This window comes from Niveibacterium terrae (assembly GCF_048213115.1).
Lineage (GTDB): Bacteria > Pseudomonadota > Gammaproteobacteria > Burkholderiales > Rhodocyclaceae > Niveibacterium > Niveibacterium terrae.
On the sequence record NZ_CP172404.1, the window covers coordinates 3823916 to 3845589 of the forward strand.

Sequence of the window (21674 nt, forward strand, 5' to 3'; positions counted from 1 at the left end):
GTTCGCCTCAGGCTCGATCCGCGACGCGCTCGCCGAGCAGGCCGGTCGGGCGGAAGATCAACACGATGCCCAGAATCACGAAGGCGAAGATGTCCTGGTAGCTCGAATTGAGCCAGCCACCGCTCCAGGTCTCGATGTAACCGGCGCCGATCGCCTCGATCAGCCCCAGCACGATCCCGCCGACCATCGCGCCGCCGAGGTTGCCGATACCGCCAAGCACCGCCGCCGTGAAAGCCTTGAGCCCAGGCGTGAAGCCCATCGAATAGTGCGCGACCGCGTAATTCGACGCGATCATGACCCCGGCGACCGCAGCCAGCGCCGAGCCGATCACGAAAGTCAGCGCGATGATGCCGTTGGTGTCGACGCCCATCAGGCTCGCGATCCGGTGGTTCTCGGCGGTCGCGCGCATCGCGCGGCCCAACCGGGTGCGGCTCACCAGCAGGATCAGGCCGATCATCATCGCCGCCGACACCAGGATCGTCGCGAGCTGGATCGGCGTGATGAAGACTCCGTCGAAGATCTGCAGCGGATTCGTCGAGATCAGCTGCGGAAAGCTGTGATAGCTGCGACCCCAGACGATCATCGCCAGGGTCTGGAGCAGGAAGGAGACGCCAATCGCGGTGATCAGCGGCGCGAGCCGCGGTGCGTTGCGCAGCCGGCGATAGGCGGCGCGCTCCATCGTGTAGCCGATCGCGACGCAGACCGGGATCGCGACCAGCAAGCCCAGCACGAAGTGGACCACCGGAGGAAGACCGGGGAAGACCTGCTGGAAAAAGAGGATGGCCGAGAGCGCCGAAAGCGCGCCGACCATGACGAGGTCACCATGGGCGAAGTTGATCAGGCCCAGGATGCCGTAGACCATCGTGTAACCGAGGGCGACAACGGCATAGACGCTGCCGACCACGAGGCCGTTGATGATTTGCTGAAGAAGAGTCTGAAGCACAGGGGTGTCCTCGTGGATTCCCGGCGCCGGGAGGCGCCGGGAGGGGAAGATCAGTTCTTGAGCGCTTTCCAGTCACCGCTGGCGAACTGGTAGACGGTGATCGCACCGTTCTTGATGTCACCCTTCGCGTCGAAGGCGACATTGCCAGTGACCCCCTTGATGCTGATCGTCTTCAGTGCCGGCAGATACTTGGCGGGATCGACCGATCCGGCCTTCTTCATCGCTTCGATGATCGCCGACGCGGCATCGTAGGCGTAAGGCGCATAGATCTGCACCGGGGCACCGAAGCGCTTCTTGAAGCGATCCTTGAAGGTCTTATCCGCCATCTGCTCGAGCGGCAGCCCGGGCTGGGTGCAGTAGGTTTTCGCACTGAGCGCAGCGCCGGCGAGCTTGATCAGCTCGGGCGTGCAGCCGCCGTCTCCGGTGATCCACTTCGCGGAAATGCCCAGCTGCTTGAGCTGCTTGAGCATCGGACCGCCCTGGGCGTCCATGCCGCCGAACACGATCACGTCGGGGTTCTGAGCCTTGATCTTGGTCAGGATCGCGAGGAAATCGGTCGCCTTGTCGGTCGTGAACTCGCGCGAAACGACTTGTCCGCCTACTGCCTTGACGCCTTTCTCGACTTCGTCGGCCAGGCCCTGACCGTAGGCGGTGCGGTCGTCGATGATCGCGACCTTTTTGCCCAGCTTCGTCGCGGCGAAGCGGCCGATCACCGAGCCCTGCTGGACGTCGTTGCCTATCGTCCGGAACACGCCCTTATAGCCTTGCTGGGTCAGCTTCGGAGATGTCGATGCCGGTGAGATCATCGGCACGGCGGCCTGGTTGTAGATCCGCGAGGCGGGGATCGACGCGCCCGAATTCAGGTGGCCGACGACCCCCTTGACCCCCGCATCCATCAGGCGCTGGGCAACCGTCGTGGCGGTCTTCGGGTCGGCCTGGTCGTCTTCGCCGACCAGCTCGAACTTGACCGGCTTGCCGGCGATCTTGACGCCCTTCGCGTTTGCTTCTTCGACGGCGAGGCGGGCGCCATTCTCGAGATCCTTGCCGAGGTGGGCGTTGCTCCCGGTCAGCGGTGCGACGTTTCCGATCTTGACCACATCCTGAGCCTGGGCTGCGGACATCCCCAGACCCAGCACGGCGAGAGCAATCAGGGTTTCTTTCATCAGCGCTTCCTCCAGTGAACCAACACGTCAGTCCCTCTGCGTTCCGGAGATCCCGGGAGCGGACCGGATGATCGGAGGAGGTGCGGGATCCCCGCCCCTCCCTTACACCCCCCGGAAGCCTCGGTCGCGGAAACCCTCTCCGCTCCGTCCGTGCCACGTTTTCAAAATTGCGCCCCAACGTGAAGCACAAACATCTCAAACCAAGGCGATTCCAGGGCAGTTAATTGCTCTGATGCAATCGGCGTGCCACTTGCGCTCGCCAGGTTGTTCTTATTACGAAAGCGCCAGATTGTTTCCCTTGACGGGCCTGGCGGAGCTCCGCCCGTAGCGCGACATCGCAAGATCCTCTGAGCGAATTTCAGGAACCCTGCCGAGCAGCAGGTCGGCCAACAGACGCCCGGATCCGGCGGCCATCGTCCAGCCCAGCGTGCCGTGGCCGGTGTTCAGAAACAGGTTGGAGAGAGGACTTGCACCAACAATGGGCGTGCCGTCCGGCGTCATCGGCCGCAGTCCCGTCCAGAACTCGGCCCCCTTCAGGTCGCAGCCACCCGGGAACAGATCGTCGGTGACCATTTCGAGCGTTGCGCGACGCCCCTCGGCCAGGCTCAGGTCGAAACCACTGACTTCAGCCATGCCGCCGATCCGGATGCGCTTGTCGAAGCGCGTGATCGCGATCTTGTAGGTCTCGTCGAGGATCGTCGAAACAGGAGCCTTCGCTTCATCGAGCAGGTCCGCGGTCAGCGAGTAGCCCTTGAGCGGATAGACCGGAATCGCCAGCCCCAGAGGCTTGAGCAGCGCGGTCGAATAGCTGCCGGCGGCGAGCACATAGCGGTCGGCGGTGATGCGCTCGTCCCCCGCCCTCAGCGCGACGACGCGCCCCCCCGCCTGCTCGATCGCATCGACGCTGAGGCCAAAGCGGAATTTGACTCCCGCCGCGCGGGCCATCTGCGCGAGGCGCTCGGTGAAGATCTGGCAGTCACCGGTCTCGTCGTTGGGCAGGCGCAGCCCTCCGGTCAGCTTTCCGGCGACCGCGGCCAGCGCGGGCTCGGCATCGGCCAGATGCTCGGGGGTCAGAAGCTCGAAAGGCACGCCCAGTTCGGAGAGCACTTTCATGTCGCGCTTCGCTGCTTCGAGCTGAGCCTCGTCGCGGTAGAGCTGAAGCGTGCCGCCGGTGCGTTCTTCGTAGGCGATGCCGGTTGCGGAGCGCAGTTCGCGCAGGCAATCGCGGCTGTATTCGGAGAGCCGCATCATCCTCTCCTTGTTCCGCGCATAGGCCGAGGAGGTACAGTGGCCCAGCATCGAGAGCATCCACTGGAGCTGGAACAGCGTTCCGTCGGGGCGGATGCGCAGCGGCGCATGCTTCATGAAGAGCCACTTGGTGGCCTTGAACGGAATGCCCGGCGCGGCCCACGGAGTCGAATAGCCCGGAGAGACCTGCCCGGCGTTCCCGAAACTGGTCTCCAACGCTACATCGGGTTGACGCTCGATCACGGTGACTTCCGCGCCACCCTGCGCCAGATACCAGGCCGTGCTGACCCCGACCACCCCACCACCGAGAATAACGACTTTCATGGCTTTCCCCTTTGGATTGACTGCTTATCGCCAGTCTATTGGGGGATAGCTAGTGCTTTGCACTGATCTTTTAGTGCATTAGAGTTACATCCGCGCTCCAATTCGGGGCTCTCCGGGATCCAGCAGAGAAATGCGAAACCTCGACCGAAGCGACCGAAAAATCCTCGAACTTCTGCAGGAAAACGGGCGGATGACGCTGACCGAACTGGCCGAGAAAGTCGGTCTTTCGGCGACCCCGGTCGCCGAGCGGGTGCGCCGGCTCGAACGCGAAAAGGTCATCACCGGCTACCATGCACGGATCGATCCGCGCGCGCTGGGCCTGAACCTTCTGGTCTTCGTCGAGATCCGGCTGTCGGCCAAATCGGGCGACCTGTTCGACGAAGTGAAGCGGGCGCTCGCCTGGCTGCCCGAAGTGATGGAGTGCCACCTCGTCTCGGGCGACTTCGACTACCTGGTCAAGGCGAGGATCTCGGAGATGGGCGACTACCGGCGCCTGCTCGGCAACATCCTGAACCGGCTGCCGGCCGCCGCAGAATCGCGCAGCTTCGTCGTGATGGAAGAAGTGCGCGAGACCCTCGCACTGCCGCTCGCATAGTCCCGATCAGGCCCGGTTCTGGTTCAGGATGCGCCGCCGCGTACGGCGCGCATGAGGCACCCAGGCGTGACTGAGCCAGCGCAGATACATCGCAATGCCGCGCACCCATTCGTCGGCAGCGAAGCCGAGCCAGATGCCGATCAGGCCCCAGCCCAGATGAACGCCGAGCAGCCAACCCAGGCCGACCGAGACGCCGAACATCGAGAACACGCCGAAGACGACCGGAAAGCGCACATCGCCGGTCGCGCGCAGCGAGTTGATGACGACCACGTTGAAACTGCGGCCAGGCTCCAGCAGCACGAGCACCCACAGCACGGTGCAGCCCTGGGCGATGATCGCCGGATCATGCGTGAAGATCCTGAAGATCCAAGGTCCGGCCAGCGCGACGAGGCTGGCGATGCCCACCGCCGCCGCCAGGCCCCAGACCACGGAGCGGCGCACCAGCCGGTTCGCCGCGTGCAGTTGCCCGCCCCCGATCTGGTGGCCGACCACGATCTCGGAACCGAAACCGATCGCCAGCCCGGTCAGCAGGATGAAATACGAGATCTGCAGCAGATAGGTGTGGGTCGCGAGCGGCATCTGCCCCATGCCGGCGACGAAGGCGAGGTTCCAGGTGAAGGCGGTCCGGTAAGCGACGTTCTCGCCGGCCCCGGGCAGGCCTATATGCATCATCTCGGCGAGCGGGACGCGGTGCATCCACCACCAGTCCCGCCACAGCGGGCGGATGTCGAGCCGCTCGCGCCACAGCCACAGCGCGAACGCGAGGCCACCGAGGCGCGCGATCAGGAAGCCTATGCCTATCCCGATCAGGCCCAGCTGAGGCAGTCCCAGCCAGCCGTACATCAGCGGCAGGCCGAAGGACAGCGACATCAGGTAGGTCGCAACGATCTGCAGCAGCGTGTCACGCGTCCTCGTGTAGGCGCGCAGCACCGAGGTCAGCGTCGAGTTCAGCGAGTCGATGGCCAGCACGACGCCGAGGATTACGAGGTAGGGTTTCGCCTCGGGCCGCAGCGAATCGGGCAGCTTCATCAGCGAGAGCAGGCCGTCGGCGCCCAGCGCGACCAGCAGCGCTGACGCAAGGCCCAGCGCGCTCGCCGCCGCGAGGCTGGCGCGCGCGATCCGTTCAGCCCCGCGCCGATCGCCCGCGCCGAGGTTCTGCGTGATCACGACCGATGCGCCGATGCCGACCAGCCGGAACAGGATCAGGAAGAAGACCATGATCTGGTTCGACAGGCCGAAAGCCGCGGCCGTCGCATCCGACAGACGCGCGGTCAGCGCAACGAAGAGCAGGCCGACGCTCGCGTGCAGCAGGTGCTCGGCGAAGATCGGCCAGGTGATCGCGAACAGCCTGGGGCGGGGCGGGGAAAAGTGAGTCACGGGAGCGGCCAGTGGGTGAATTGTGATTCTATGTCTGAAAACGTTTTCTTGCTCGGTTTACGAAAAAAGGGCAGCCTAAGCTGCCCTCTGCGGAGACTGAAACGAGTTCAGTACCCGCGCTTCTTCATTCTTTCGATCAGCGCCAACTGGGCGGTCGCCGCGGCGAGTTCCGCCGAAGCGCGCGCAAAGTCGAGCTTGGATTCGCGGTTGGCGAGCGACTCTTCAGCGGAGCGTTTCGCATCCATCGCCTTGGCTTCGTCCAGATCGCGGCCACGGATCGCGGTGTCCGCGAGCACGGTCACGAGGCCAGGCTGAACTTCGAGCAAGCCCCCCGCGACGAACACCAACTCTTCCTGTTGCTGATTCGGCAGTTTCAGCCGCACCGCGCCAGGACGGATCCGGGTCAGAAGCGGAGTGTGCCCGGGCAGAATACCCAGCTCGCCCGTTTCGCCCGGCAGCGCGACAAACTCGCACAACCCGGAGAAGATCGACTCTTCGGTGCTGACGACGTCGACATGTACCGTCATTGCCATCTTGAGGCTCCTTTCGAGCGCTCCCGCCGCGCCGCCCTTTCAGGGGCGCGGCAAGAGGGCTGTTACTGCACCGTCTTGGCCTTCTCGAAGGCTTCTTCGATACCGCCAACCATGTAGAACGCCTGTTCGGGAAGCGCATCGCATTCACCGGACGTGATCATCTTGAAACCCTTGATCGTGTCCTTCAGCGAGACATACTTGCCCGGCGAGCCGGTAAACACTTCGGCAACGTGGAAGGGCTGGGACAGGAAACGCTGGATCTTACGGGCGCGGGCAACGGTCAGCTTGTCTTCCGGCGCCAGTTCGTCCATACCCAGAATCGCGATGATGTCGCGCAGTTCCTTGTAGCGTTGCAGCGTTGCCTGAACCTGACGGGCGACCGCATAGTGCTCTTCGCCGACGACCAGCGGGTCGAGCTGGCGCGAGGTCGAGTCGAGCGGATCGACGGCCGGGTAGATACCCAGAGCGGCGATATCACGCGACAGCACGACGGTCGAGTCGAGGTGGAGGAAGGTCGTCGCCGGGGAGGGGTCGGTCAAGTCATCCGCAGGCACATAGACGGCCTGGATCGACGTGATCGAACCGACCTTCGTCGAGGTGATCCGTTCCTGCAGCTTGCCCATCTCTTCTGCCAGAGTCGGCTGATAACCGACCGCGGAAGGCATACGACCGAGCAGTGCCGACACTTCGGTACCGGCCAGCGTGAAGCGGTAGATGTTGTCGATGAAGAGCAGGATGTCACGGCCTTCATCGCGGAACTTCTCGGCCATCGTCAGACCGGTCAGCGCGACGCGCAGACGGTTGCCCGGAGGTTCGTTCATCTGACCGAACACCATCGCAACCTTCGATTCCTTCATGTCGTCGAGCTTGATGACGCCGGCTTCAGCCATTTCATGGTAGAAGTCGTTGCCTTCGCGGGTACGCTCGCCGACGCCGGCGAACACCGACAGACCGGAGTGCTGCTTGGCGATGTTGTTGATCAGCTCAAGCATGTTGACGGTCTTGCCGACACCGGCGCCGCCGAACAGACCGACCTTGCCGCCCTTCGCGAACGGGCAAATCAGGTCGATGACCTTGATGCCGGTTTCGAGCAGCTCAACCGAAGGCGACAGTTCGTCGAACTTCGGAGCGGCGCGGTGAATTTCGCGCTTTTCGTCGCATTCGATCGGACCGACTTCGTCGATAGGCCGACCGAGCACGTCCATGATGCGGCCCAGCGTGCCGTGACCGACCGGCACCGAGATGCCGGCGCCCGTTGCGTTGACCTTCATGCCGCGGCGCACGCCGTCGGACGAACCCATCGCGATCGTCCGGACGATGCCATCGCCGAGCTGTTGCTGAACTTCGAGGGTCAGGCCGGATTCGACCAGACCATTGTCTTCGGAAGCGTCCAGGTGGAGCGCTTCAAAGACCCTGGGCATCGCTTCGCGCGGGAACTGAACGTCCACCACAGCGCCGATGCACTGAACAATGGTTCCTTGACTCATCGTCTTTCCCCAATCATTAAAACCGTTACACCGCCGCAGCGCCACTGACGATCTCAGTGATCTCGCCGGTGATCGCAGCCTGCCGCGTCTTGTTGTAAATGAGCTGCAGCTGCTTGACCACGTTGCCGGCGTTGTCGGAAGCCGACTTCATCGCCACCATCCGTGCGCTCTGCTCGCACGCCATGTTCTCGGCCACGGTCTGATAGACCGCCGCTTCGACGAGGCGCAGCATCACGTCGTCGATCACCGCTTTCGCGTCGGGCTCATAGACGTAGTCCCAGGTGCTCTCCGGCGTGCCCAGCGACTCGCCCGACAGCGGCAGCAACTGGATCAGCCTCGGTTCCTGTTTCATCGTATTCACGAACTCGTTGAATGCGATGTAGACGACGTCGACTTCGCCGCGCTCAAATGCGTTGATCATCACCTTGACCGGCCCGATCAGCCGTTCCAGGTGAGGCGTGTCGCCGAGCTGGGTGACGTTCGACACGACCTTGGCACCCATGCGCTGCATGAAGCCCAGGCCCTTGTTGCCGATGCAGGTTGTGCGTATCTCGGAGACGCCCTGGGCTTCCCACTCCTTCATCCGGTTCACAACGAGCCGGAGCAGGTTGGTGTTGAGGCCGCCACAGAGACCCTTGTCGGTGCTGACCAGAACCAGTCCCACCTTTTTGGGGTTCTCGACCTTGCCCAGGAACGGATGCCGATAGTCGGTGACGTTCGCCAAAGCGAGGTTGGCGGCGAGCCGGCCAATCGTCAGGGCATAGGGGCGGCCCGCGCGCATGCGCTCTTGCGCACGACGCATCTTCGAGGCCGCCACCATCTCCATGGCCTTGGTGATCTTGCGCGTGTTCTGCACGCTCTTGATCTTGTTACGGATTTCTTTTCCGCCCGCCATGTCGCTCTCCGCCCCTTACTGCCAGGACTTCTTGAACGCTTCGATCGCGGCGGTCAGAGCCTTTTCGCTGTCAGCGTCAAGGTTCTTCGTGCTTTCGATGTTGGCGTACAGATCCGCAGTCTGGGTGCGAACGTACTGCTGCATCGCAGCTTCGCAGGCGAGCGCACGGTTGACCGCAACGTCGTCAAAGTAGCCCTTGGCGACCGCAAACAGCGTGACCGCCATGTCGGCGACCGTCAGCGGCGCGTACTGCGGCTGCTTCATCAGCTCGGTGACCAGGCGGCCGCGATCGAGCTGCTTGCGGGTCGCTTCGTCGAGGTCGGAAGCGAACTGCGCGAAGGCCGCGAGTTCGCGGTACTGGGCGAGCGCCAGACGGACGCTGCCGCCGAGCTTCTTGATGATCTTGGTCTGGGCAGCACCACCGACGCGCGACACCGAGATACCGGCGTTGATCGCGGGACGGATACCGGCGTTGAACAGGTCGCTTTCGAGGAAGATCTGACCGTCGGTGATCGAGATCACGTTGGTCGGCACGAAGGCGGACACGTCACCGGCCTGGGTTTCGATGATCGGCAGCGCGGTCAGCGAACCGGTCTTGCCCTTGATTTCGCCGTTGGTCTGCTTCTCGACGTAGTCTTCGTTGACGCGCGCAGCGCGTTCGAGCAGACGGGAGTGCAGGTAGAACACGTCGCCCGGGTAGGCTTCACGGCCCGGCGGACGGCGCAGCAGCAGCGAAATCTGGCGATAAGCCCAGGCTTGCTTGGTCAGATCGTCATAGATGACCAGCGCATCCTGACCGCGATCGCGGAAGTACTCGCCCATCGTGCTGCCCGAGTACGGCGCGATGTACTGCATCGCCGCGGATTCGGAAGCGGTTGCGGCAACGATGATCGTGTATTCCATCGCGCCGTGTTCGGTCAGCTTGCGCACCACGTTGGCGATCGTCGAAGCCTTCTGGCCGATCGCGACGTAGACGCAGGTCATGTTCTGACCCTTCTGATTGATGATCGCGTCGATCGCAACCGCGGTCTTGCCGGTCTGCCGGTCGCCGATGATCAGCTCGCGCTGGCCACGGCCGATTGGCACCATCGAGTCGACCGACTTCAGGCCGGTCTGCACAGGTTGCGAGACCGAACGACGCCAGATCACGCCCGGCGCGACCTTTTCGACCTTGTCAGTCAGCTTTGCGTTGATCGGGCCCTTGCCATCGATCGGCATGCCCAGCGCGTTGACGACGCGGCCGATCAGCTCGGGGCCGACCGGCACTTCGAGGATCTTGCCGGTCGTCTTGACCGTATCCCCTTCGGAGATGTGCTCGTAGTCGCCAAGCACGACGGCGCCGACGGAGTCGCGCTCGAGGTTCATCGCGAGACCCAGGGTATTGCCCGGGAACTCAAGCATTTCACCCTGCATCACATCGACCAGGCCGTGCACGCGGCAGATACCGTCGGTCACGGAGACCACGGTGCCCTCGTTGCGCGCCGTAGCCCCCAGTTGCAGGTTCTGAATGCGACTCTTGATCAGGTCGCTGATTTCAGACGGGTTGAGGTTCATACAAAGCTCCTAATTCTTTAGCGCAGCGGACATCGCAGCGAGCTTGCCGCGAACCGAGGCGTCGATCACCTCGTCGCCGACGGCGATCTTGACGCCGCCGATGAGCTCGGGATCGATCAGCACGGTGGCGTGGACCCGGGTCCCGAAACGGGACTCGAGATCGGCAACCAGGCGGGCAAGCGTGGCATCGTCGATCGGGAAAGCGGAACTGACCACCGCATCGAGCACGCCTTCGTGGGCATTCTTCTGTCCGATGAAGAGCGTGAAGATTTCCGGCAGCAGGCTCAGTCGTTCGTTGTGCGCGAGCACGGTGACGAAGTTCTGCTGATCGGTGGAAAGATCGCCGGCAGCCTCGATGAAAGCGCGGCTGAGCTTTTCAGTCTCAATCCGCGGATCCCCCAGGCTGTCCCGAACGCCGGCATCGCCAGCGACCGCCGCCAGGCGCTCCAGCGCCTTCGCCCATGCGCCAAGCGCATCGGCTTCACGCGCCAGCTTGTATGCCGCTTCGGCATACGGGCGCGCGACGGTGAGGTTTTCGGCCATGGCGTCTTACAGTTCCTGTTTCAGGTTGGCCAGCAGGTCGGCATGGACCTGGGCATTGATTTCCTTGCGCAGGATGCGCTCGGCGCCGGCCACGGCCAGCGCGGCAACTTCTTCGCGCAGGCCTTCCTTGGCTTTGTGCATCGCGGCTCCGGCTTCCTCTTCGGCAGCCTGACGGGCGGCGGCGACGATACGGACTGCTTCGGCGCGCGCTTCCTCGATCAGTTGAGCCGCCTGCTTTTCAGCGACGCCACGGGCCTGCGTTGCGGTTTCCCGCGCACGCCGCATTTCTTCGACGACCTTCTTCTCGGCCAGGGCGAGATCGCTCTTCGCCTTGTCCGCAGCCGAAAGTCCATCGGCGATCTTCGCCGCGCGCTCGTCGAGTGCCTTCGCGATCGGTGGCCACACGAATTTCATCGTGAACCAGGCGAGGATGAAGAACACAAGGAGCTGCGCGAACAGCGTTGAGTTCAGATTCACGGCATCACTCCCGGAAAATCAGTGAATGGGACGAGGCCGGATCAGAGCTTGAACGGGTTGGCGAAGGCAAACATCATCGCGATACCGACACCGATCAGGAAGGCGGCATCGATCAGACCGGCCAGCAGGAACATCTTGGTCTGCAGCGCGTTCATCAGTTCGGGTTGGCGAGCGGAAGCTTCGAGGTACTTGGAACCCATGATGCCGATACCGATACAGGCACCAATAGCGCCCAGACCGATGATCAGACCAGCGGCCAGCGCGACGAAACCGAGAATGTGTTCCATGACGACTCCTTCAAAAACAAAGTGGGGTTAAATCAAACCAGAAAAAAACTTCAGGATCAGTGGCCTTCGTGAGCCTGACCGACATAGACGAGGGTCAGCATCATGAAGATGAAAGCCTGAAGAATGATGATCATGATGTGGAAGATGGCCCAGGCCGAACCGGCCACCAGGTGACCCAGGAAGAGCAGCGGACCGGCAACGCCGGAGCCACCCCAGGCCGCGCCCATCAGCGCGATCAGCATGAACAAGAGCTCGCCGGCATACATGTTGCCGAACAACCGCATGCCGTGCGAAATCGTCTTCGCGGCAAACTCGATCATCTGCATCAGGAAATTGACCGGGTACAGGAACCATTTGTCGCCGAAAGGCGCGGCGAACAGTTCGTGGATCCAGCCACCGATGCCCTTGATCTTGATGTTGTACCAGACGCAGATCAGCAGCACGCCGATCGACATGCCCAAGGTTCCGTTCAGGTCAGCGGTCGGCACCGAACGCATGAAAGCGTGGTGATTGCCGGTGATGTGCTGCCAGATCCAGGGAACCAGATCGAGCGGCAGCAGGTCCATCGCATTCATCAGGAAGATCCAGACGAACACGGTCAACGCCAGCGGCGCGACGAACTTGCGCGACTCGGCGCTGTGAATGATGCCCTTGGCCTGATCGGAAACCATCTCGACGAGGATTTCGACCGCGGCCTGGAAGCGCCCGGGAACCCCGGAAGTCGCCTTGACCGCAGCACGGCGGAGAAGGAAGAGGGTGATGAGGCCGAGCAGCACGGACCAGAACAGCGTATCGACATTGATCACGCTCCAGTCAACGATGCTTTTCTGGGCTTCCCCGGTAGTGTTGAAGTGCGTCAAGTGGTGAACGATGTATTCACCAGCCGTTGGCGCATTCGCTTCTTGTCCTGTGACCATATTTACGTCTTAAGCAAAAAGGCAAAAAAATTGGCTTGGAGCGTCACGATCAGGCCGATGATCACGGCGCCCCAATGGACTCCGTGAAACAGCAGCGGGATCAACGCCAGCAACCCTGTTCCGAGCACGATCTTGATCAATTCGCCGACCAGAAAAGCAGCCGCGAACGAAGCGCCTGGGCGTTTCGTCACAGCGTTCAGGCGAATGGCGAACAACGCCGCGGGAATGAAGCAGGCCGCGCCGCCCATTGCCGCCGAAATCGCGCCGGACACACCGAACAACACGCCGCCGAGGGCTGTTGCAATCGCCGCAGCGAATATCTGCAGGAATACAGTCTTGATCATCTTCCCGCACCGCCACGAACGCGTCCCAAGAACGGATTCCATCGTAAGGATTCGCCTGATCCAAGTCAAACCAGCGATAGTTCCCGTCAGCACTGCTCAAGATAGAACAGTTTGCACCATTTTGTAGCAGAGCCAGGCCAACCCGTCGGCATGACACCGCTCCGCGGGAGACGGTTTTGCGAGTCTCGCATTTGTCATGGCACGCAACTGTTTTGTCCAGGAACGACAAGGACGCAAGGTTTACGCAAATTTTCGGGTGCCGGGCTGGGGGGAGCATGGGCGAAAGACTTAGAATGAACGATCGAACTAACAATAGGACGCATTCTGAACCCCCAACCCGACTCGGTCAATGCACCAAATTGCACCATCCGAAATGCCACACCAAATTATGAACTTGCCTGATCTGGCGCAAACTTCGCGTGTGCATCCGCACAACACCGCTTCTTCGTCGTTCCGAACCGGCACAGGCATAATCACTCGCCCCCTGAACAGGCTCTCCCGATGCCCCACCGAACCCCACTGCTGAGCACACGCCGCTTCGCTCCGCTCTTCATCACCCAGTTTCTCGGCGCCTTCAATGACAACGTACTCAAACAGGCGCTGCTGCTGTTGATCACGTTCCAGGGCGGCGAAGTGATGGGGCTCACGCCCGCGCTGATGGTTCAGCTCGCCTCGGGCCTCTTCGTGCTGCCGATGTTCCTGTTCTCGGCCTCGGCGGGGCAGATCGCCGACGCCTTCGACAAGGCGGAGCTGATCCGCTGGGTCAAGTTCGCCGAGATCGCGATCGCGCTGCTCGCGGCCGCCGGCTTCTTCGCGTCCTCCGTGCCCTTTCTGCTCGCCGCGCTGTTCCTGATGGGCCTGCACTCGACCGTGTTCGGACCGCTCAAGTATTCGATCCTGCCCCAGCACCTGCACAGCGACGAGCTGGTCAGCGGCAACGCGTGGATTGAGAGCGCCACTTTCGCGGCGATCCTGCTCGGCTCGATCCTCGGCGGCCTGCTGATCGCGATTCCGGGGCGTGGCCCCCACTGGGCAGGCTGCGCCTGCGTCGTGCTGGCAGTCGCGGGCTGGCTCTCCAGCTTCGGCATACCGGAAGCGAAGCCATTAGGGCGGGTCGTCATCAACTGGAACCCGCTCACCGAGACCGGCCGCAACATTGCAATCGCCAGCAGCAACCGCACGGTCTGGCTGTCGATGGTGGGCATCTCGTGGTTCTGGTTCTACGGCGCGATGCTGCTGACCCAGTTCGGCCCCTATGTCAAAGACGTGCTGGGCGGCAACGAACAACTGGCGACCTTCCTGCTCGCCAACTTCATCGTCGGCATCGCACTCGGTTCCCTGCTCGCCGAGCGCGCTTCGGGCGGGCGCGTCGAAATGGGGCTGGTTCCGCTCGCCTCGATCGGCCTGTCGGCCTTCGGCGCCGAGCTCTATTTCGCGAGCCCGGCCGCGCCACACGCGAACCTGGGCGTTGCCGCCTTCCTCGCCGCGCCGGGCAGCCTGAGGTTGATCGCCGATCTCGTACTGTTCGGCGTCTCGGGTGGCCTGTTCACGGTGCCGCTCTACGCGATCATCCAGTCGCGCTGCGAGCCCGAGTTCCGCTCGCGCATCATCGCCGCGAACAACATCCTCAACGCCGGCTTCATGGTCGCGTCGGCCGGCTACGCTTTTCTGGCCCTGCACTTCGGTGCCAGCATCCCCGAACTCTTCCTCTATACGGCGCTGATGAACATCGCGGTCGCCATCTTCATCTACAGCCTGGTGCCAGAGTTCCTGCTCCGCGTCATCGTCTGGCTGCTGGTCCATACCGTCTACCGGGTTCGCGCGAGCGGCTACGGCAACATCCCGGCCGAAGGGCCAGCCCTGCTCGTCAGCAACCACGTCAGCTTCGTCGACCCGCTGATCCTGATGGCCGAGAGCCGGCGCCCCATCCGCTTCGTGATGGATCACCGGATCTTCGCGACCCCGCTCCTCAGTTTCGTGTTCCGCGCGGCGCGCGCGATCCCGATCGCGCCGGCGAAGGAGGACGAGGACATGCTCAGGCGTGCCTACGACGAAGTCGCGGCAGCGCTCGAAGCGGGCGAGCTGGTCGGAATCTTTCCCGAGGGCGGCATCACCCACACGGGGGAACTCAATCCGTTCAAGGCCGGAGTTGCCCGCATCGTCGACCGGACACCGGTCCCGGTGATCCCGATGGCGCTGTCCGGCCTCTGGGGCAGTTTCTTTTCACGCAAGAACGGCGCGGCGATGACCCGCCCCTTCCGGCGCATGCCTTTCAGCCGGGTCGATCTGGCCATCGGCGAGGCGGTTCCGTCCGACGCCGTGGAGCCCGAGCGCCTGCGCGAGATCGTCGCAGCGCTGCGCGCCCGCCCCTGATACTTAAAAGGAGGAGACCGCCCGTCGGGAGCGCGCCGCTCCGGTAAAATCGAGCCTCCTCCCCGCCTCACCCCTATCCGATGCTGTCCAAACTCAACGCCCCGCAGCGCGAGGCCGCCAAATACCTCGATGGCCCCTGTCTGGTCCTGGCCGGCGCGGGCAGCGGCAAGACGAGGGTCATCACGCACAAGATCGCACACCTCGTGATCACCTGCGGGATGGAGCCGCGCAATATCGCGGCGATCACCTTCACGAACAAGGCCGCGAAGGAGATGCAGGAGCGGGTCGCCCAACTGATGCAGGGACACTCGATCAAGGCGCTGACGGTCTGCACCTTCCACGCGCTGGGCGTGCGCATCGTGCGCCAGGAAGCAAAGCTGGTCGGACTCAAACCGCAGTTCTCTATCCTCGACTCCTCGGACATCATGCAGATCATCGCCGAGATCTCGGGCGGGGCCGACAAGGCAACACTGAAGGGCATCCAGTGGGCGATCTCGGGCTGGAAGAACGCGCTGATCCCGCCCCAGGAAGCCGAGAAGCTCGCCTCCGACGAGATCACCGCCGCAGCCGCCAAGCTCTACCCGGCCTACGAGAAGACTCTGCGCGCCTACCAGGCGGTCGACTTCGACGACCTGATCCGGCTTCCGGTCGAGATCTTCGAGAACCACCCGGAGGCGCTGGAGCGCTGGCAGAACAAGCTGCGCTACCTGCTCGTCGACGAGTACCAGGACACCAACCGCGCCCAGTACAAACTGTTGCGCCTGTTGGCCGGAGTGCGCGGCGCCTTCACCGCGGTCGGCGACGACGACCAGGCGATCTACGCGTGGCGCGGCGCCGACGTCGAGAACCTGAACCTGCTGCAGAGCGACTACCCCAAGCTCAAGGTCATCAAGCTGGAGCAGAACTATCGCTCGACCAACCGGATCCTGACCGCCGCGAACACGCTGATCGCGAACAACACCAAACTGTTCGAGAAGACGCTGTGGTCCGAGCACGGCATGGGCGACCCGATCCGGGTCGTCATGCAGCGCAGCCCGGAGGCCGAGGCCGACTGGGTTGCGGCGCGAATCTCGGCGCACCGCTTCGAGTTCAAGACTCATTACCGCGACTACGCGATCCTCTACCGCGGCAACCATCAGGCCAGGTTGATCGAGCAGGCGCTGCGCAACCACAAGATCTCCTATGTGATCTCGGGCGGACAGAGTTTCTTCGACCGCCCCGAGATCAAGGACATCACCTGCTATCTGCGCCTTCTGCTCAACAGCGACGATGATCTCGCGTTCATCCGCGCGATCACGACGCCCAAGCGCGGCATCGGCGCGGCGACACTCGAAGCGCTGGGCAACTATGCGGGAGCGCGCCACATCAGCCTGTTCGCGGCCGCGCACGAGGAAGGCGTCGCGCAGCACATGAGCAGCCGCCATCTCGAATCGGTCCGCGAGTTCTGCGCCTTCATCAACCGGATCGAATACCGCGCCAACCGCGAGCCGGCTGGCCAGGTCATCCACGACATGATCCGCGCGATCGGCTACGAGACCTGGCTGTTCGAGAACTGCGACACCCGCGAAGCCGAGACGAAGTGGAGCAACGTGACCGACTTCTCCGGCTGGATCTCGCGCAAGGGCGAAGAGGACGGCAAAACACTGATCGAGACGGCCCAGACGATCGCGCTGATCTCTATGCTCGACAAGGAAGACGACGATTTCGACGGTGTCCAGCTCGCGACGCTGCACGCGTCGAAAGGCCTGGAATGGCCGCACGTCTTCCTAATCGGAGTCGAGGAGGGCCTGCTGCCCCACCAGTCCAGCATCGACAACGATCAGATCGAGGAAGAGCGTCGGCTGATGTATGTCGGCGTGACCCGCGCCCAGCGCAGCCTGACGATCACTGCCTGCGAGAAGCGCAAGGCGGCCGGCGAGGTGCGCACGGTCGAGGCGTCCCGCTTCATAGACGAGCTCGGAGAGGGCAGCCTGCACCGCCCCGACCGCAACGCACCCGCGTCGCGCGAGGACGCCCAGGCCAGACTCGCCGCGTTGCGCGAAATGCTGGGCCGGAGCTGATCAGCTCTGACGCGTGATCATGACCTGGTCGATCTTGAAGTTGTCGATATCGACCGCTTCGAAGTGGAAACCTGAAAACTCGAAGCCTTCGGCCCGTTTCGGAATCCGCTTCATCATGTACATCATGAAGCCGGCCGCGGTGTCGTAACCTTCCTCGCCCGGCGCGTATTCGACGTCGATCAGCTGCTTGACGTCGCCGATCGGCGTCATGCCTTCGACGAGCCAGGAATCCGGCCCCCGCTGAACGATCTGCTGATCCGATTCGGGCACGACGATGTGATCCATCAGGCAGTGCACGAGATCGTCGAGCGTGACGGTTCCGACCACCAACGCGTATTCGTTAACGACGACCGCGAAGTCCTTGTGCGTCTCCTTGAAGCGTTCGAGCAGATCGGCCAGGGTCAGCGAGTCGGGCACGACCAGTGGCGTGCGCAGGCTCAGCGTCGTCAGGATCTCAGGCAGGCGTTCTAGGCCCCCGTCGGCGAGCACCGGGATCAGATCGCGCAGTTCGAGGAAACCGATCACGTCATCGATCCGCTCGCGGCAGACCAGGAAGTCCTCGGCATCGCTGCCGACGATCTTCTCGCGCAGGATCGTCGCGTCCTCGGTCAGATCAAGGAAGACGACGCTGTCGCGCGGCGTCGCCGCAGCGGCAACCGGGCGCTCGCCGAAATCGAGCACGTTGCCGATCAGGCGGCGCTCATCTCCGTGCAAAGCGCCGGAAGTCGCGCCGGCATCGACAAGCGCAACGATATCCTCAGTGGTCACGCGCTCTTCGCGCGCCTCCGGCAGACCGGTCAGATGGAAAAAGAGATCGGCAATTCCATTGAAGAGCAGGACCAGCGGCGCGAACAGCCGGGTCAGCAGCAGCATGGGCCAGACGATGGCGCGGGCGCAGGCTTCCGGCCTCGCCATCGCGATCCGCTTCGGAATCAGATCCGCGAACTGAATGAAGAGGGCGGTGACGACCGTGAAGGACAGGATGAAACCGAGCGATGCGGCGAACTCCTCGCCCCCCCCCGAGAGCCTGATCACGCGCTCGAACCACGGAGACAGCGCGCCCTCGCCGACGATACCGCCGAGGATTGCGACGGTGTTGAGTCCGACCTGAACCACCGTGAAGAAATGGCCGGGACGCTCCTGCAGGGCCAGCACTTCGGTCGCCGCGGGATCGCCGGTATCGGCCAGAGCCTGAAGCTTGAGCTTGCGCGATCCGGCAAGCGAAATTTCAGCGATGGCGAAAAAAGCGGAACACGCGATCAGCGCGAAAACCAGAACCAACTGCAAGGACATCGACATACCAACTCCCGGAAAGGGGACGTTACAAGCCTCCGACTATAGGGGATCTGTTGCGACAAGAGAACTACAGAAGAGCCGCGAAGCGCGTGAAAGGACACGGCGCAAAAAGGAAACGGGGCGCCTCAGGCGCCCCGTTCAGCCCGCGCAAGAGCGCGCGGGAAAGGACTTGCTGCTTACTTGACCCGGCGGGTAATCGTGATCGGAGCGACTTCGACGCGGCGGTTCGGGGCCAGGCATTCGATCAGCGCAACGCGCTTCTTGACGCCCGTGCAGGCAGCAACCGGGTCAGCCTTGCCCTTGCCAACGGTTTCGATGCGATTGGCCGCAACACCCTTGCTGACCAGGTAGGTCTTGACCGCTTCAGCACGCTTCTTCGACAGGGTCAGGTTGTACTTGGTCGAGCCCAGACGGTCCGTATAACCGGTCACCAGAACTTGCTCGGTGTGACCGTGGCGACCGATAACGGCAGCGATCTGGTCGAGCTTGGGCTGATCCGCCTTCAGTTCAGCCTTATCGAACGCGAACAGCTCGGAAGCCGACAGCGTGGTCTTCTCGAACACGGGTTCAGGAACCGGGACCGGAGCCGGGGCTTCGACGACCGGGGCCGGAGCCGGAGCCTCGACCGGAGCCGGAGCGACGACCGGAGCAGCCTTCGGCGCTTCGCCGAACACATAGCCAACGCTCAGGGCATAGAGACCGTTGCCGTTGTTCTTGCGACCCCAGCGGTCTTCATTGACGAAGCCGTGGACATAGCGTGCATCGGCCTGCGCGAAGATGCGGTCGGTGAAGAAGACCTGAACGCCGGAACCGACGTCGAGCGAGAAGGCGCTCTTGCTCTTCGACACGGTGGAATCTTCGTACTTGTCGTGCTCGGAACCCATACCGGCCAGCAGGAAGGGACGAACGCTACCGCGCGAGAACATGTAGAGCAGATCGGCGCCACCCAGGGTTTGGTGGTACTTGCGGTCATCCTCGGCGCTGCGACCCTGGCTCAGATTGATCTGAAGGTCGAAGCTCTGCGACAGAGGAAGGCCCAGCTTGATGCCGCCGCCGAGGCGAACCTTGTCGGTATTCCAGTCCTTGTCGGCTTGCTGGACGTTGACTCCAGCCAGGCCATACCAAGAGGGGTTGTAGGATTCAGCGGCGGCCGGCAGCGCAAGGGCGCCGAGGCTCAGCAGAGCGAGAGTGCGAAACTTGATAGGCATGTCTTGTTTCTCCCTTTATTTGATGACGACTTTTATCGTGGCCGGGATGCCTTTCCGGCCCGAAGCTTTTCAAGGATAGACTGGCTGCTCGAAAAAACCATCGCAATTGTTGCGAAAACACCAAACATATATCACATCAACAACAGACGGGCGAAGCCATGCCCGAACCCTTTCCGGGCTCATCCGAGCGGAAGAAAAACACCCGGAAACCGGGTGCCGAAACAAACTGAGGCGGAAAGGGGAATTACAGATCGGCTGCCAGGTTAGCGGCAAAAACCGAGTCCGCATTGGCTGGAAATTCGTGGCGGGCGAAGGCCGTGCGGATCTTCGCTGCGTTGTTGCGGGCCCCGCGGTCGATGAAGCGGATGCCGATGGAACGGCCGTTGGCCGCCAGAGTCATGAACGCAAAGCGCCAGCCGCTGGCTTCGGCCAGACGTTCGCGAACCGAAGGCTCGTCGGTGATCGCCACGCCAGCATCCTTCAAGGAATCCAGAAACTCCGCATAGGACTCTTTGAGCAGACTACCCATCATCATTCTCCTGAGTACACAGTGCGCTTTCGCACCACAGTGCTCACTAACGCGCCTCTGTGACGAAGGTTGACATGCGTGCTACGGCTCATACCGCGGCAAACCGGTAATATTGCACATGAACGGCATCGCCCCCCGTTCTTGATCCGGAGCCTCTTCAGAATGAGCAATACCGACGAATACACCGAACGCCGCCGGCACCAGCGCTTTCTCGCCCGACGCGGGGACAATCCCTGCTTCTGGGTGGAACTGGACGGTAGCCGTTTCCCGCTCAACGACGTCTCGCTCGAAGGCTTCAGCGCGCCGACTCCTATCCCGCTCCAGCCGGGCCAGGAGTTCGCTTTCGCGCTGCGCATCGAAGGTATCCCCGACCGCATCCGCGGCCGCGCCAAAGCGGTCAACGAAGTTCCGAACGGCGAGGGCAGCCTGATCGGCTGCTCCTTCTTGACCCTGGACGGAACGGGAACCGAAGACCTCAAGGAATGGCTGACCGCCCATGTGATCTCGCTGGCTTCAGTGCGGATCTCGGCCGCCGAAGCCGAAGCGATCGTCCAAGGACCTTCGCTGATCTGAACTCACCAGTGCGGCGGGACTTCTTCCTCGGGCCGGCGCGCCTCGCCGCCCCCGCCTGACTGCATCTGCAGCGCGAGCTGGCGCAGCGCGGCCTGCAGCTGATCGATCTGCTGTTGCTGCCGGAACACCGTCATGTTGAGGGTTTCGAGCAGATCTTCGGCCAGCGTCAGCTTGGCCTCCAGTTCGTCGAGGCGGGCATTCATCGTGAACTCCTGATCTTGGGGGATCGCAGTATCCCCCGAGCGTGCGCTCGCGTCACCCGCCACTATCACCGATACTCTGCCCCTTACGGGCCACAAGCCCGGTTCTCCCCCCATAGAGCCCACGATGACTCAAGAAACCACCTACCCCCACACGCCATTCGAAGACGCCCAGGCCCTGCTCGGTGGCACTCTGCTCGTCGCGCTTGGCGTCGTACTGTTCCGCCACGCCGGCCTCGGCACAGGAGGCACGGCGGGCATCTCTTTCCTGCTCCACTACGCGACAGGCTGGCCTTTCGGCGCGATCTTCTTCGCGATCAACTTGCCTTTCTATGTGTTCGCGCAGCGCACGATGGGCTGGGCCTTCACGATCAAGTCCTTCGTCTCGGTCGGCCTGCTCTCGCTCTACGCGGAATTCCTGCCCCAGCTGATCCGCATCGACTTTCTCCAGCCAGCCTTCGCGGCAGTGATGGGCGGACTGCTCTTCGGGATAGGGCTTTTGATGCTGATCCGTCACCGCTCCAGCCTCGGAGGGCTGGGTGTGCTCGCAATCTGGCTGCAGCAAAAGCGCGGCTGGAGCGCAGGAAAAGTGCAGATGGCCGCCGACTGCGCGATCGTCGCGGCAGCCTTCACGATCATGGATCCGTTCAGGGTCGCGCTGTCCATCGTCGGTGCCGTCGTGCTGAACCTGGTGCTGACCTTCAACCACCGCCCCGGCCGTTACATGGGCATGTGAGCCTCGGCCTTG

Annotated in this window: 22 protein-coding genes; 5 read left to right on the forward strand and 17 right to left on the reverse strand. The window is 62.9% G+C overall.

Going from position 1 to position 21674, the window contains the following annotated elements:
* Positions 1-7: 7 nt before the first annotated feature.
* The 3 genes from ACHFB9_RS17525 to ACHFB9_RS17535 all read right to left on the reverse strand — a co-directional run bounded on the left by ACHFB9_RS17525 (position 8) and on the right by ACHFB9_RS17535 (position 3678).
* Positions 8-943: a branched-chain amino acid ABC transporter permease gene (locus tag ACHFB9_RS17525; RefSeq protein ID WP_417068801.1), complete on the reverse strand. Its 936-nt coding sequence runs from the start codon at positions 941-943 to the stop codon at positions 8-10.
* 50 nt (positions 944-993) lie between these two features.
* Positions 994-2106 (reverse strand): branched-chain amino acid ABC transporter substrate-binding protein, encoded by a 1113-nt coding sequence (locus ACHFB9_RS17530; protein ID WP_417068802.1) that lies wholly within the window; start codon positions 2104-2106, stop codon positions 994-996.
* Positions 2107-2379: 273 nt separating this feature from the next.
* Positions 2380-3678, reverse strand: coding sequence for a D-amino acid dehydrogenase (locus ACHFB9_RS17535; protein ID WP_417068803.1), 1299 nt, complete (start codon positions 3676-3678; stop codon positions 2380-2382).
* 130 nt (positions 3679-3808) lie between these two features.
* On the opposite strand from ACHFB9_RS17535, the gene ACHFB9_RS17540 reads away from it, so the two are divergent.
* The gene (locus ACHFB9_RS17540) at positions 3809-4273 is read left to right on the forward strand and encodes an Lrp/AsnC ligand binding domain-containing protein (protein ID WP_417068804.1); all 465 of its coding nucleotides are present in this window, start codon (positions 3809-3811) and stop codon (positions 4271-4273) included.
* A 6-nt stretch (positions 4274-4279) separates the two neighbouring features.
* Here ACHFB9_RS17540 and ACHFB9_RS17545 read toward each other — a convergent pair whose 3' ends face one another.
* The 10 genes from ACHFB9_RS17545 to ACHFB9_RS17590 all read right to left on the reverse strand — a co-directional run bounded on the left by ACHFB9_RS17545 (position 4280) and on the right by ACHFB9_RS17590 (position 12687).
* Positions 4280-5650: an MATE family efflux transporter gene (locus ACHFB9_RS17545; RefSeq protein WP_417068805.1), complete on the reverse strand. Its 1371-nt coding sequence runs from the start codon at positions 5648-5650 to the stop codon at positions 4280-4282.
* 107 nt (positions 5651-5757) lie between these two features.
* On the reverse strand, positions 5758-6183 hold the full coding sequence (locus ACHFB9_RS17550) for a F0F1 ATP synthase subunit epsilon (RefSeq protein WP_417068806.1): 426 nt from the start codon (positions 6181-6183) through the stop codon (positions 5758-5760).
* Positions 6184-6245: 62 nt separating this feature from the next.
* Positions 6246-7670 (reverse strand): F0F1 ATP synthase subunit beta, encoded by a 1425-nt coding sequence (gene atpD, locus ACHFB9_RS17555; protein WP_417068807.1) that lies wholly within the window; start codon positions 7668-7670, stop codon positions 6246-6248.
* A gap of 25 nt (positions 7671-7695) precedes the next feature.
* On the reverse strand, positions 7696-8565 hold the full coding sequence (gene atpG, locus ACHFB9_RS17560; RefSeq protein ID WP_417068808.1) for a F0F1 ATP synthase subunit gamma: 870 nt from the start codon (positions 8563-8565) through the stop codon (positions 7696-7698).
* Between the two features lie 15 nt (positions 8566-8580).
* Positions 8581-10119 (reverse strand): F0F1 ATP synthase subunit alpha, encoded by a 1539-nt coding sequence (gene atpA, locus ACHFB9_RS17565; protein WP_417068809.1) that lies wholly within the window; start codon positions 10117-10119, stop codon positions 8581-8583.
* Between the two features lie 9 nt (positions 10120-10128).
* The gene (locus tag ACHFB9_RS17570; RefSeq protein ID WP_417068810.1) at positions 10129-10662 is read right to left on the reverse strand and encodes a F0F1 ATP synthase subunit delta; all 534 of its coding nucleotides are present in this window, start codon (positions 10660-10662) and stop codon (positions 10129-10131) included.
* Between the two features lie 6 nt (positions 10663-10668).
* Positions 10669-11139, reverse strand: a complete 471-nt coding sequence (locus ACHFB9_RS17575) for a F0F1 ATP synthase subunit B (RefSeq protein WP_417068811.1) — start codon at positions 11137-11139, stop codon at positions 10669-10671.
* 41 nt (positions 11140-11180) lie between these two features.
* A complete protein-coding gene (atpE, locus tag ACHFB9_RS17580) occupies positions 11181-11426 on the reverse strand; it encodes a F0F1 ATP synthase subunit C (protein WP_417068812.1) in 246 nt (81 codons plus the stop codon).
* Positions 11427-11482: 56 nt separating this feature from the next.
* Positions 11483-12343, reverse strand: a complete 861-nt coding sequence (gene atpB, locus ACHFB9_RS17585; RefSeq protein ID WP_417068813.1) for a F0F1 ATP synthase subunit A — start codon at positions 12341-12343, stop codon at positions 11483-11485.
* 2 nt (positions 12344-12345) lie between these two features.
* Positions 12346-12687, reverse strand: a complete 342-nt coding sequence (locus ACHFB9_RS17590; protein WP_417068814.1) for an ATP synthase subunit I — start codon at positions 12685-12687, stop codon at positions 12346-12348.
* Positions 12688-13188: 501 nt separating this feature from the next.
* Between ACHFB9_RS17590 and ACHFB9_RS17595 the strand changes: the two genes are divergently transcribed.
* Together ACHFB9_RS17595 and ACHFB9_RS17600 are read left to right on the forward strand one after the other, a co-directional pair.
* Positions 13189-15060 (forward strand): MFS transporter, encoded by a 1872-nt coding sequence (locus ACHFB9_RS17595; protein WP_417068815.1) that lies wholly within the window; start codon positions 13189-13191, stop codon positions 15058-15060.
* An 80-nt stretch (positions 15061-15140) separates the two neighbouring features.
* Positions 15141-17120, forward strand: coding sequence for a UvrD-helicase domain-containing protein (locus ACHFB9_RS17600; RefSeq protein WP_417068816.1), 1980 nt, complete (start codon positions 15141-15143; stop codon positions 17118-17120).
* Here ACHFB9_RS17600 and ACHFB9_RS17605 read toward each other — a convergent pair whose 3' ends face one another.
* From ACHFB9_RS17605 to ACHFB9_RS17615, 3 genes are all read right to left on the reverse strand, one after another.
* Positions 17121-18419, reverse strand: coding sequence for a hemolysin family protein (locus ACHFB9_RS17605; RefSeq protein WP_417068817.1), 1299 nt, complete (start codon positions 18417-18419; stop codon positions 17121-17123). It lies immediately after the preceding gene.
* A 173-nt stretch (positions 18420-18592) separates the two neighbouring features.
* Positions 18593-19624: an OmpA family protein gene (locus ACHFB9_RS17610; protein WP_417068818.1), complete on the reverse strand. Its 1032-nt coding sequence runs from the start codon at positions 19622-19624 to the stop codon at positions 18593-18595.
* A 244-nt stretch (positions 19625-19868) separates the two neighbouring features.
* Entirely contained in the window at positions 19869-20153 is a 285-nt protein-coding gene (locus ACHFB9_RS17615; RefSeq protein ID WP_417068819.1) for a hypothetical protein, read from the reverse strand.
* A gap of 162 nt (positions 20154-20315) precedes the next feature.
* On the opposite strand from ACHFB9_RS17615, the gene ACHFB9_RS17620 reads away from it, so the two are divergent.
* Positions 20316-20726 carry a PilZ domain-containing protein gene (locus ACHFB9_RS17620; protein WP_417068820.1) on the forward strand — a complete coding sequence of 137 codons (411 nt, stop codon included), beginning with the start codon at positions 20316-20318 and terminating at the stop codon, positions 20724-20726.
* Positions 20727-20728: 2 nt separating this feature from the next.
* Here ACHFB9_RS17620 and ACHFB9_RS17625 read toward each other — a convergent pair whose 3' ends face one another.
* Entirely contained in the window at positions 20729-20929 is a 201-nt protein-coding gene (locus tag ACHFB9_RS17625; protein WP_417068821.1) for a SlyX family protein, read from the reverse strand.
* Between the two features lie 124 nt (positions 20930-21053).
* On the opposite strand from ACHFB9_RS17625, the gene ACHFB9_RS17630 reads away from it, so the two are divergent.
* Positions 21054-21662 carry a YitT family protein gene (locus ACHFB9_RS17630; protein WP_417068822.1) on the forward strand — a complete coding sequence of 203 codons (609 nt, stop codon included), beginning with the start codon at positions 21054-21056 and terminating at the stop codon, positions 21660-21662.
* Positions 21663-21674 lie beyond the last annotated feature (12 nt).

Excerpts from the sequence above, each read along its gene's own strand:
- ACHFB9_RS17530 (WP_417068802.1), bottom strand. The coding sequence starts at position 2,106 with ATGAAAGAAACCCTGATTGCTCTCGCCGTGCTGGGTCTGGGGATGTCC.
- ACHFB9_RS17535 (WP_417068803.1), bottom strand. The coding sequence starts at position 3,678 with ATGAAAGTCGTTATTCTCGGTGGTGGGGTGGTCGGGGTCAGCACGGCC.
- ACHFB9_RS17540 (WP_417068804.1), top strand. The coding sequence starts at position 3,809 with ATGCGAAACCTCGACCGAAGCGACCGAAAAATCCTCGAACTTCTGCAG.
- ACHFB9_RS17550 (WP_417068806.1), bottom strand. The coding sequence starts at position 6,183 with ATGGCAATGACGGTACATGTCGACGTCGTCAGCACCGAAGAGTCGATC.
- atpD (WP_417068807.1), bottom strand. The coding sequence starts at position 7,670 with ATGAGTCAAGGAACCATTGTTCAGTGCATCGGCGCTGTGGTGGACGTT.
- atpG (WP_417068808.1), bottom strand. The coding sequence starts at position 8,565 with ATGGCGGGCGGAAAAGAAATCCGTAACAAGATCAAGAGCGTGCAGAAC.
- atpA (WP_417068809.1), bottom strand. The coding sequence starts at position 10,119 with ATGAACCTCAACCCGTCTGAAATCAGCGACCTGATCAAGAGTCGCATT.
- ACHFB9_RS17570 (WP_417068810.1), bottom strand. The coding sequence starts at position 10,662 with ATGGCCGAAAACCTCACCGTCGCGCGCCCGTATGCCGAAGCGGCATAC.
- atpE (WP_417068812.1), bottom strand. The coding sequence starts at position 11,426 with ATGGAACACATTCTCGGTTTCGTCGCGCTGGCCGCTGGTCTGATCATC.
- atpB (WP_417068813.1), bottom strand. The coding sequence starts at position 12,343 with ATGGTCACAGGACAAGAAGCGAATGCGCCAACGGCTGGTGAATACATC.
- ACHFB9_RS17590 (WP_417068814.1), bottom strand. The coding sequence starts at position 12,687 with ATGATCAAGACTGTATTCCTGCAGATATTCGCTGCGGCGATTGCAACA.
- ACHFB9_RS17595 (WP_417068815.1), top strand. The coding sequence starts at position 13,189 with ATGCCCCACCGAACCCCACTGCTGAGCACACGCCGCTTCGCTCCGCTC.
- ACHFB9_RS17600 (WP_417068816.1), top strand. The coding sequence starts at position 15,141 with ATGCTGTCCAAACTCAACGCCCCGCAGCGCGAGGCCGCCAAATACCTC.
- ACHFB9_RS17605 (WP_417068817.1), bottom strand. The coding sequence starts at position 18,419 with ATGTCGATGTCCTTGCAGTTGGTTCTGGTTTTCGCGCTGATCGCGTGT.
- ACHFB9_RS17610 (WP_417068818.1), bottom strand. The coding sequence starts at position 19,624 with ATGCCTATCAAGTTTCGCACTCTCGCTCTGCTGAGCCTCGGCGCCCTT.
- ACHFB9_RS17615 (WP_417068819.1), bottom strand. The coding sequence starts at position 20,153 with ATGGGTAGTCTGCTCAAAGAGTCCTATGCGGAGTTTCTGGATTCCTTG.
- ACHFB9_RS17620 (WP_417068820.1), top strand. The coding sequence starts at position 20,316 with ATGAGCAATACCGACGAATACACCGAACGCCGCCGGCACCAGCGCTTT.
- ACHFB9_RS17625 (WP_417068821.1), bottom strand. The coding sequence starts at position 20,929 with ATGAATGCCCGCCTCGACGAACTGGAGGCCAAGCTGACGCTGGCCGAA.
- ACHFB9_RS17630 (WP_417068822.1), top strand. The coding sequence starts at position 21,054 with ATGACTCAAGAAACCACCTACCCCCACACGCCATTCGAAGACGCCCAG.